Annotated in this window: 1 protein-coding gene (running past one end of the window); it reads left to right on the top strand. The window is 51.0% G+C overall.

The genetic code is table 11. From position 1 onward, the window contains the following. A protein-coding gene (locus CYL31_RS12340; protein WP_212915539.1) for a non-ribosomal peptide synthetase crosses the window boundary here: on the top strand, positions 1 to 12291 show its 3' portion. It extends 1860 nt beyond the left edge of the window; the window shows 12291 of its 14151 coding nt (coding positions 1861-14151); its start codon lies off the left edge, out of view; the stop codon is at positions 12289 to 12291.

Genomic DNA, 12291 nt, shown 5'->3' with positions numbered 1-12291 from the left:
GCAATTTGTATGGAACGCAGCGTTCAAATGGTAGTCAGCCTTTTGGCGACGGTCAAAGCTGGTTGTGCCTATGTACCGGTGGACCCGGAGCACCCAGAACAACGTTTGCAGTCTATTTTGGGACAGGCGAGCCCGGCCCTGATGCTGAGCCAACCCGAGTGGATGGACAAAGCGAGTGGGCTATGTGCGGACCTGCCCTGTTACGTGGTCGATAGCGCGTTCTCTTTATGCGCCTCATTTAGTGATGAGGTGGTTTTGCCGGCAGTGGACCCTGAGCATTTGGCGTATATCCTGTTCACCTCAGGTTCAACTGGAAAACCCAAAGGGGTTGCCGTGCCTCATGTGGGGGTCATGAACCGCTTGCTCTGGATGCAAGATACTTATCCGCTGGATGCCAGCGACGTAGTGCTACAGAAAACCCCATACAGTTTTGATGTGTCCGTGTGGGAGTTTTTCTGGCCTTTAATGGTGGGAGCCACGTTAGTGGTGGCGGAACCTTCGGATCATAAAGATGCGGAAAAGCTGGCTCACCTGATTGAAGCGCATGGCGTGACTACGCTGCATTTTGTCCCCACCATGCTTCAAGCTTTTCTCGATGGGCGGGCTATTCAGAAGGAGCTGTCGATTTTAGAGAACAAGAGCACAGGGAATTGTTCTTCCATTCGGCGTGTCTTCACCAGCGGTGAGGCGTTACCCTTTGCCTTGAAAGAACGCTTCTTATCACATTTTACCTGCGAACTGCATAACCTCTACGGCCCGACAGAAGCCTCCATTGATGTGACCTACTGGGATTGTTCTACGCCTCTGGAAGGCTGTGTGCCTATTGGCTACCCCATTGCCAATATGCAGACCTGGATTCTCGATGATGACCTGAACCCGTTGCCTATTGGTGTCGCAGGCGAGCTGTACCTGACAGGGCCGGGGCTGGCCAGAGGCTACTTTGGTCGGGACGACCTGACCGAGCAGGCCTTTATTGCCAACCCTTATGTGGCACAAATCAGCCCGACCCAAAACCCGCGTTGGTATGCGCGTTTATATCGCACAGGGGATCTGGCGCGCTATCGTTCAGATGGCAGCATCGAATATCTGGGACGTACCGATTTTCAAGTCAAACTGCGTGGCTTGCGCATCGAACTGGGCGAAATTGAAGCGGCGATTCTTAGCTTGCCGTTTGTTAAGGAAACCATTGTGGTGGTAGAAGACCAGACTCTGGCCGCCTATGTAGTGCTGACAGGAGAAGAGCCTTCCTGGCAGAGCTGGCAGGCACAATTGGCGCAGCATCTACCCGCGTATATGATTCCGGCGGTGTTTATGGCGTTGCCTGCCATGCCAGTCAATGTCAACGGTAAGGCTGACCGTAAAGCTCTGCCCAAATTGGATTTGGCCACACACAATGCTGGGGCGTATGTGGCACCGCAAAATGAAAAAGAGCAACACCTGGCCGAGGTGTTTGCCGAGGTACTTAAACTGGATAAGGTCAGTGTGGGAGACAATTTCTTCGCTCTTGGGGGCGATTCCATTTTGAGCCTGCAAGTAGTCTCCAAGGCCCGTGAACGTGGCTTGCAGATACAACCGAAGGATGTCTTTAAGCAAGCCAGTGTGAGAGCTCTGGCGTGGGTGGCAAGCACGGCTCAGGAAACCCGCTTTAGCGCCGAGCAAAGCCATGGTGACACGGAACCGAGTGCTATTCAGCATTGGTTTTTGACACAAAACCTGTCTAACCCAAACCAATTTAACCAGGCTGTTTTACTGGCTTCACAACAAAATATAGATGCCTCTGTGCTGGAAAAAGCCCTTTGGCACCTTTTGCAATCCCATCCACTGCTGTGTGCTCGTTTTAACCGCCGTGAGAAAGAGAGCGACAACGAAAGCAGCAAAGCGTCAGGCTGGACACAGTCTATCCCGAATCCCGCTGAAATAGATCGAAAAGCCGTTGTCCTGAGCCAGCATAAATGGAAGTTAGAAAAGCAAGACGCTTTAGAACTACAGGAAAAAATAGACACTCTGTGTCAGCAGGAACAGGCCAGTTTATCCCTGCAAGAGGGCAGGCTATTTCGTGCCAGCTTGGTGTCAGTTCGTTCACCACAAATCGTTTCTTCACAGAAAGTAGAGACTCAGGCAACGACTTCCTATCGTTTATTGCTGGTGGCGCATCATTTGGTGATCGATGCGGTTTCTTGGCATATATTGCTGGCGGATCTGGGGCAATATTATCGCCACATTCTCGCGGGTAACACGCCAGAAACACAACAACCTCGTACCTTACCTTACAAAGGTTGGCTGGAGCAGGTGGCACGGCATCATGCCAAGGCAGAACAACAGGAAAAAGGCATTGCCGCTTGGCGTACTTGGGAGCAACAAAGCGCCGTACAAAAGGCGCTGCAAAATCGTTACCCCTTTTCGAATACCTCTCTGTTTCCAGAGCAGGCGATTGGCTTAGCTGATACAGTACGTTTTAGCCTGAGTCGGGGCGAGACCGAAAAGCTGCTCTTGCAGGTGGGCCTTGGAGTCAATGCCACTACAGAAGAAGTGTGTCTGGCCGCGCTGTCCCGCGCTTTGTATCAATGGACGGGGGAAAAAACACACCTGATTCAACTGGAAGGGCATGGCCGTGACCAATTGGATCTGGATGTCAGCCAGACGGTGGGCTGGTTTACTCGCTTGTATCCGGCCTTGCTTACTTTTGACAATGAGGGTCTTGGAAATGAGAGCATGGATAACCTCTCGCTCCCCTCTAATCAATGGCGTAAAAGCCTATTAGCGACACGACAAGCTCTAAGCCATCTGCCCGAGCTAAACCATCTTCTTGGGAAAGACGCCGCGTTTCTGTCGGTGCAATCCTCTCTGGTACATCTGCGCTCGGATGAATGGCAAGCCCCTCTGGTCTTTAACTATCTGGGGCAGTTGTCAGTGTCTTCCGATACCTTACAAGCTGGTGATACAGCAGAGATGCTTTTTTATAAAGCTCCAGAAGCTCTCTCTGCCTTTCGGGATGAACAAAATCCTCGTTACTGGCCTATAGAAATGAATGTGTTTGTTCAACAGGACAAATTGAGTGTGAATATCCAATACGCCGCTCAATGTCTCAGCCGGGAACAGGCGCAAACGTTGGCGTCTTTGATGCAGCACAGTCTTTCGTCTCTGGCACAGGTAGACGAGCTTGTGAAAGGTGCCATTGCCGCGGATTATCCACTGGCTAATGTGACTGATCAGCAGGCACTGACACTGGTTGAAAAAATGGATCGTGAAGGCAAGGTGTTAGAGGATCTTTATACCCTTTCACCGGCCCAACAGGGCATGTATTTTTACTGTTTGGATCATCCTCAGGCCTACATCAGCCAAAGCCTCGTGGCATGTCGGGGGGCGTTCCACATTAATCATTTCAAACGGGCCTGGGAGAGGGCCGTTGCACGCCATACGGCGTTACGTACTTGCTTTATTTGTGATGATGTGAATGAACCTCATCAGGCTGTGCTGGCACAGACACCTTTGATCTTTACTCAGCAAGATTACTCGGCTTTGTCCGTCGTGGCTTACAAGAAACAGCAGCAAAGTCTGTTACAGCAGGAACGCCAATCCATCGATCTGGAGCAAGCGCCTTTAATGCGCCTTTCCCTATTGCAGCAAACAGACGAGGCCGGCGAGGCGTGTTATCAGCTTGTCTGGACCATACATCACCTCATTATGGATGGCTGGTGTCTGCAACGTCTGGTCAGTGAAATCATGGCCGACTACCGCACGCTCTGTCTCAATGAAAGAAAAAAAACGGTGGCTCCGGTGCTAGTACGGAATACCGCATATCGTGATTTCATTGAATGGTTAAAAGATAATCAACAAAGTGCCAAGGCAGAGTCCTACTGGCGCTCTGTGTTGCAGGGTTTCGCCCAGGCCAATGCTCTGCCGCGCTACGAAACACTCAGCCAGCATCATGAACAAGCGGCCTGTCAGGATGATTTTGTCAGTATGACGCTGGGCGAACAAAACAGCGAACGTCTTGGACAGTGGGCCAGACAACAGGGCGTCACATTGAATACGGTGATTCAGGGCATTTGGGGACTAGTGTTGTCCCGCTATATGGCGAGCGATGACATCGTCTTTGGGGTGACCACCTCTGGTCGCCCGGCAGACCTTGCTAACGCTGATGGCATTATGGGCGTTTTCATAAACACCTTGCCTCTGCGTCTTCGTATCAATGGACAGGCCGGGTTAACGGACTGGCTACAGGCGCTACAGGCGCAGAACCTGAAAATGCGTGATTATGAGCAAACCCCTTTGGCGAAGATTCTGGGGTGGTCTGAGGTGCCCAGCAACGATGCCCTGTTCCACAGTGTCTTGGTGTTTGAAAACCTGCCTGTTTCGGATTCGTCTCCCATTGAAGGGCTGTCTCTGACGCTGGAAGCTCACCATGTAAAAAACAATTTCCCTCTAACGCTGAGAGTGGTGCCAAAGGCCAACCTGCAATTTGACTTGCTGCTAGACCCAGAAAAGGTCGATAGCCATCTAGCAAAAGACATGGTGCAGGGGATGATGCAGTGTCTTGACCTGATTACGCAAGAGCAGAAAACGCAAAGCAGCCAGAACCCTGAGTATACCCTTGGACATGTTATACGGCATTGGTTAACGACATCAGTGTACAAAGTGCATAAAGCACAGGATACTGAAAATGCCTTACAGCAAATCTATAAGCAAGCACGCCACGCCAAGGCACTGGAATGGGAAAGCCATCAGTCAGATGTGTTGAACACCGACAACTATGAGGCCTTGTTGCAACAGGCCGCAGCCTTTGCGCGCGCTTTGCCTGAGATAAGAGAGTCTGAGATAAGCGCTTCAAACTCAGCCGGCCATGAGCCAGTGGTTGCCATTTGCCTGCCAAGACAGAAAGAGCAGGTGCTTGCCATGCTGGCTGTCTGGTGGAAAGGGGCCGCCTGGGTGTGTATTGATCCCGAGTTCCCACCATCGCGCATTCAGGACATTATCGCCGATGCCAAACCTGTTTACGTGATTGCCAATGATGCGCCTGCTTGGGACACAACATGTACTTGGTTGCCATTAGCACAGATCACAGCCAAAACTGCTACTTTGATCAATACTCCGTTGCCAGAATTGCCGGCGCTTAAAGCTGAGGATACGGCTTATCTGGTGTATACCTCAGGTTCAACTGGTAAGCCCAAAGGAGTACAGGTGAGCCATGGCAATCTGATCAGTTACGTCTCTGCCCTGTTTGATAGAATCGAGCTGCCGCAGGACGCTTCTATGACCACCTTTGCCACCGTAGCAGCCGACCTAGGTTTTACCTGTGTATTGGGGGCATTATGCAGTGGTCGGACGTTACGATTGCTGCCTCCTGAGGCTTACTTTGATCCAGAAACCCTAGCCCTGCGGCTCGGCAAAACCCCCGTATCGATACTGAAAATCGCACCAGCGCACTTAACGGCGCTGATGTCGGTAGAAGAACCAGAGCGGCTTTTGCCCAAGACCTGCCTGATTGTCGGGGGCGAGGTGCTGGACCAAACCCTGTTCGCACGGCTGAAATCCCTGGCACCTGGCATGAAAATCATCAACCACTACGGCCCGACCGAGGCCACCATTGGCTGTGCCGCCGGAGAAATGCACAGCGTAGAAGACCGTGTTTGTATTGGCACCGTTCTGAACAACAATCAGGCCTATGTGGTGGACAACGCCGGGCTTATGGTGCCCCCTTGCATTGGCGGAGAGCTTTGGATTGCCGGTCACGGTGTCGCCAAAGGCTATTTGAATAAGCCGGAGGAAAGTGCCAGACAATTCAGCCGGACAGATATATGTGGTTTAACTGACAGTGATTTAACCAATCACACAGTCTCTCTGACACTCTATAAAACCGGAGATCGAGTGGTTCAAAAGAAAGACGGCTCGCTTATTTATCTAGGACGCAGGGACGATCAGGTGAAAATACGCGGTTTCAGAGTGGAGCCTGATGAAGTCGCCGTCACGCTGAAAAAACTGCCCGAGGTGGTAGACGCTGTGGTCATGGCAATAGACGGAGTGTCGGGTAAGCGTTTGGCTGCTGCGGTGAGGGTGCAAAATGGAGAGATTCTGAACGATAAAAACACAGGAGAGGCTCGTTTTCTGAAACAGTTGGAAATGTCTATGGAACAGGCGTTGCCAGATTACATGGTGCCAAGGCGCTGGCTGGCTCTGACACACTGGCCATTACAACGCAATGGCAAGCTGGATCGTCAGGCGCTGAAAAAACGTTTTATGGAAGAGAAGCAGGCAGTGGAATCCGAAGATACTCAACACCTAGAGGCAGCGTCAACGTCAAAGCCAAAGTCAGCGATGGCATTGCCTGAGGAAAAGGGTACCTCTGTACAAGTGACTTTGCAGTCTATCTGGCAGACGTTGTTAAAACAGGATGTGGGCATTCACGATAACTTCTTTAGCTTGGGAGGCGATTCTATTATCGCCTTGCAAATGGTGGCCAAAGCCAGACAGTACGGCTTTAAACTGACACCGAAGCAACTCTACGCCGCCCCATCAGTGGCGGAGCTGGCGCGTTGTTTAGGCGAGAAAAGTCCGAGAGAAGAAAACCCAAAAGAAGAAAGCTTAAGTAACACGGCTCTGAGAGTAGAAAACTCAAAGAGCAACAGAGACATTCAGGAGACCTTGATCCAGCTCTGGCAGGATTTACTCAAACAAAACGTCGTGCCTGATGATAACTTTTTTAGTCTGGGGGGCGATTCCATTATCGCTTTGCAAATGGTGGCCAAAGCCAGACAACACGGCTTTAAACTGACGCCGAAACAACTCTACGCAGCGCCAACTGTAGCGGAGTTGGCGTCTTATTTGGAAAGCCAGCAGAAAAGCCAACTGGAGAGGAAAACGCAATCAGTGGTTGTGGAGAAATCAAGTTCCAATGAACCGCCTCGTTCTGTCTCTGCAACAGTGTCTAACCAGACAGAGCAAATACCACTCTTGCCGATTCAGCATTGGTTCTTTGAACAAGCTCAACCCCATCCCGATTATTGGAATCAGGCAGTGATGCTGCAATTGCCCCATCGGGTAGAGCATGAGGCGATGAGCAGGGCTCTGGAGGCACTACTGGAAAAACACCCTATCCTGACGGCGCGTTTTGCGACTTCTTCTCTTCAGAAGGGCATTACCTATCAGCCTAGCCATGAAACGGCTGCGGTCTATAGCGCCTTTGAAGCTCAGGACGAAGAGTCGCTGCCAGCATTGGTGGCGGCCATACAAAAAAGTATCAACCTGACTTTGGGGCCGATCTTCAAACTGGCGGCGTTTAACATGGAAAATGGCACAGCTAGGTTGCTGCTGGTGGCCCACCATCTGGTAGTCGATGGCGTTTCATGGCGGATTCTCGGTCAGGATCTGCATCAAGCGTACCACGCACTGTGCCGTGGAGATAAGATGAATATAGGCAGTGAAAGCACCACGGCGGCCCAATGGCAACAGGCCTTGCAACGCTTCCCGGAAGAGAAACGTACATCGGCTCGTCGCTACTGGCAGCCGATGGTCAACCACTATGAGGATGGCATCCTGATTCCTGGTGCTAAACCCGGTCGGGTGAGTGAGGTGCATTCTCGCCAGTGCGTGTTTTCCCAAGTATTAACTGATTATCTACTCAGTTTGGGGCAGATCACGGGGCAGATTACAGAGCATATCTCGAGGGAGAGCCAATCCCATTCGGCCTGTGAAACGGCCATGTTGTCTGCTCTGGTGCAGGCAGTAAATCGTGTCTTTCCTCGCGAGACGATTCTGCTGGAAATGGAGAGCCATGGTCGTCGGCCTCTCCATGATGGGCAGGATTTGAGTGAAACCGTGGGGTGGCTGACCAGCCGTTTCCCTGTGCGTTTTGCAACACAGGCATACACACTGGAAGCCATTGCCGGGCAGTTGAGTTCGGTGCCAGACTTGGGTATCGGCTACGGAGTGCTGCGTTATCTTGAGCAGAGTCTGGCGTTCCCAACGCCGCAACTCCTGTTTAATTACCTTGGACAAACAGGCACTTTGTCTGCGGATTGGCAACCCATCAAAGGGGCTGGGCAAGCGCGCCATCCACGGTCTGTACGCCGTCAATTGATTGATGTGACGGCTCAGGTACGTGATGGGCAATTAGAAGTAAACTGGCAATACCCTGCGTCCTTGCATTCTGCTCTGGAGCCGGTGATAGAAGCCTTTGAAAGCTATTTAAATCAAACTCATCAGCCGGATGGGGGCGGCTCAGGTTCAGGCGTAAAGAGTCAAAACACGCAATCTGATAATCAAGAAGTGCGGGATTACCCCTTAACGCCAGTGCAACAGGGTATGTATCTGCACAGCCTTGCATCGGGTTCGGTATATTTTAACCAAACTGCCGTTGCCATTAACGGTGAGCTTAAGCCAGAGCCGTTTTTGCAAGCCTGGCAGGATACCGTCAACGCGGAGCAAGCACTAAAAGCCTGTTTCTGGGAGACGGAGCAGGGTGAACCAAGGCAAAGCTTTATGCAACGTGTGCATTTACCAGTGCAGATACTGAACTGGTCTGCCTTAAGCAATATTGAGCAACATCAGGCGCTGGAAACATTGTGTCAGCAGGACCGTGCCAAAGGCTTTGAACTGGCAACGCCACCCTTGATGCGTATATTCCTGATTCGTATCTCCGCGCGGGAACATTGGTTAATCTGGAGCCGACATCACCTGATTGTCGATGCTTGGTGTTCGGCTCTGGTGATTCAGGATGTGATGGTGCGTTATCGCAAAGCATTGGGAGATCCGACGGTCTCTTTGCGGCCACGTCCTGATTTTTCCACCTATCTGGACTTTTTAAACCAGCAAGAAAGACAGGCCAGCTTGGGATTCTGGAAAGACTATTTACAGGGCTACGAGACATCAGTGGCACTGCCACGTGGCGAAAGCGGAGTGTCGTTTGAGCTTATTGACCATAGCTTGGATTTCGCAACCACCATTTCCTTAAAAGCTTTGTGCAGAACTCATGGTATCACGCTAAATGCCTTGTTCCAGTCAGCTTGGGCCATGGTGCTGTCTCACCACAGTGGGCAGCAAGACATAGTGTTTGGTATGACGACCTCTGGGCGTCCGCCAGAACTGGATCAGGCTCAGCGCATCGTGGGGATTTTTATTAATACCCTAGCCGTGCGCTTAACTCTGAAAGCGGATGCTACCCTGCAAGACCTGCTGGCTCAGGCTCATCAACAAGGGGTGTCATTGCGTGAGCACGAAAGTGTGCCCTTAGTGGAAATTGCCTCGCAAAGTGCCCTGCAACCAGGGCAGTCGCTTTTTGAGACACTTCTAGTGTTTGAAAATGAAGCCTTGGGAGAAGCATCCAGCGAAGGCGTTTCCGATAATCCCAATAAAAGAAACCAAGGCTTATCCGTCTCGCCGCTAAAAGCCTATGAGCGCAACAATTACCCACTGACATTAACTATCATGCCCCATGATGAGGTTCTGCTGCGGATGGCTTGCGATGGTGAGAGAGTGTCGCTAAAGGCGGCCAAAGCCATGTTGACCTCCCTTGAGGCGCTGCTACGGGTATTCACTCAGGCAGAACAAGGTACATCCTTGACGCACATTGCCCATCGGGCGTTTTCTCGTAACGCCCATTTTCAGGGGACAGAGAGGGACCTTAAAGGCTGGTCTCTTGGTAAAAGCCTACTGGCAGACTGGGAGGCGAAAAAAGATCTTGTGGCGGTGGTCGATGGCAACGGCCAGCTTACTTACGAACAATTGCTGGATCGAGTATTGCTTCTTGCTCAGGGGTTGAGAGAAAAAGGGATAACCGAGCACAGCCGAGTTGCTGTGTGTCATCCTCGCCGAGTTGATATGTTGGTGGCCTTGCTCGGTGTATACGTCAGTGGTGCCAGTTATGTGCCTTTGGACCCACAACAACCGATAGAACGGCTCAATCTGATTCTGGAAGGCGCACAGCCGCACTGCATTTTGACGGATGGTCGTATTGAAATAGGCTCGACATCATTGTGTCATAGTGTGCCTGAGCTGGTAGCTCAGACAGCGTTGAGTGAATATGACCGAGCGGAAGCATTAGCCCGTATGACGGCACAGGACAGCGGCCTGGCGTATACCATCTTTACCTCGGGTTCGACCGGGCGACCCAAAGGCGTTCAGGTCTCCCGTTTTGCCTTGAATAACTTTCTGCACAGCATGGTGGCGCTGATTCAGATACCGCCACAGGAGGCGTTATTGGCGGTGACCACAGTCGGTTTTGACATTGCTGCCCTGGAGCTTTACCTGCCGTTGTTAACGGGAGGTAAAGTGGTGATCGCCGACGAAGAGCAAGTGCGTGACGGGGAGGCGCTAAACCGCTGTCTTAAGGATAAAAATATCCGCTTTATGCAGGCAACGCCTATTACCTGGCAAATGCTAGCCGAACAGGAAACACAGGATTGGTCTGGGCTGACCTCGCTAGTAGGAGGCGAAGCGCTACCTGCCTCTCTGGCGCAGGACATACTTGCCAGAGGGGCCACATTGCTGAACATGTATGGTCCAACGGAAACCACCATCTGGTCTTCTTTCAGCCATATCACCCAGGAGAATGTCCACCAGCCCTCATTGGGTAAGCCTATCACCAATACCCAACTTTATGTGCTGGATGACTGGCTGAATCCGGTGGCGCCTGGCGCGACAGGAGAGTTGTACATCGCCGGAGATGGGTTGGCAGAAGGCTATCTAAATCAGCCTGAGTTAACACAAAGCGTGTTTCTGGATTACCCGCTGACAACAGATGTGTTGGGTGAGACACAATCGATCCGGTTGTATAAAACGGGCGACAAGGTGTTTCTGTCTCCAGAAGGGGAGTTGTACTTTGTTGGGCGCACAGATTTTCAGATAAAACTGCGTGGTTATCGCCTTGAAACCGGAGAAATTGAAGCAAGACTGACGGCCCTTGCCAATATCAAAGAGGCCGTTGTAACACTATGGTACGCCAACACACCCAAAGCCTGTCTGGTGGCGTATGTGACGGGCAATAACGTTGATATCACCAAGATACGGAAGTATCTCAAAGAGGTGCTGCCTTCTTATATGGTGCCGCAGTATATCGTTCCGCTTGATACGATGCCGCTTAATGCCAACAATAAAATAGATCGCAAGGCCTTGTCTGTGTCTATTGAGCAGGTAGTGAGCGCAGATGTCAGCAAAACACCACCAGCTACGCAAACGGAAAAAGCCATTGCCCGTGTTTGGGAATCTCTGTTGGGTGTGAGTGACCTTGCTTTGGAAGATGACTTCTTTGCCTTTGGGGGCAACTCGTTACTGGCGGGCAGAATGATTGCCATGCTGCGCCGCCAGTTAGCCATCGAACTGCCTCTGGCTCAGGTGTTTCGCTATCCAGTGTTAGGCGATCTCGTGGAGCAGGTACAGGCTTTGTTTCTCTCAACAGAGACTGATGATCAGACGGAGAGGTTGTTAGTGCCAATGAATGATCAGGCAAAAGCAAACCTGAAAACGCACAACACACAGGTTGCCAGTGTGTTTGTTCTGCCCCCGGCGGGAGGCATCGTACGGGCTTATCAGGATATGGTACAGGCGTTTGATAACCGTTTTCCGGTGTATGGCATTGAGTCTTTGGCTCTGTATGCAGAGACAAAGACTGAAGAAACGATAGCAGACCTGACCAAGCGCTATGTCCGCTGTATTCGCTCGATACAACCGAAAGGGCCATATCGGTTTGTCGGCTGGTCTTTTGGTGCCTGGCTTGCCATGTCGCTAACCCGTTACCTGGAAGAACAAGGCGAGTGTGTGGAGTGGGTTACCCTTATTGATGCCAGAGCAGATGTGTCCAATGTATCTCTTCAGGTCACTGGTCTTGATCGGGTAAAACGCTATCTGGCTTGTCTGGATCATCATCGCCGGGAATGGCTGTTGGATTATAAACAGGATGCATTACAACGTCTGGAAACCTCGTTGCAGAATGTACAGACCATAAACCGCTCTCAGGATAAATACGCCTTTGAGACACTGGTCAAACTGCTGGATGAAAGGCAAGACACCTTCTCAGGCGAGGGCGAACAGGACTTACGTTTTATGCAGATGCAGCTCTATATGAATAGTCATAAGCAAATGAGAAAGCATGTATTACAACCAGTACAAGCTTCGCTGCATGTTTTTTGGTCCAGCCAAACTTTGAATGGCTCTATGTATCAAAAAGGAGCTATGAAAGGTGAATGGGATAAATATGGTGATACGAACAAAATAATATTAGAAGGAGATCATGACAGTATTGTAAGAGATAATCGTGTATCAAGTTATTTAATACAGCTTGTAGATATAGCTGTATGA

This window comes from Marinomonas sp. A3A (assembly GCF_018336955.1).
Taxonomy (GTDB): domain Bacteria; phylum Pseudomonadota; class Gammaproteobacteria; order Pseudomonadales; family Marinomonadaceae; genus Marinomonas; species Marinomonas lutimaris.
This window is presented reverse-complemented; position numbering and strand designations above follow the sequence as displayed.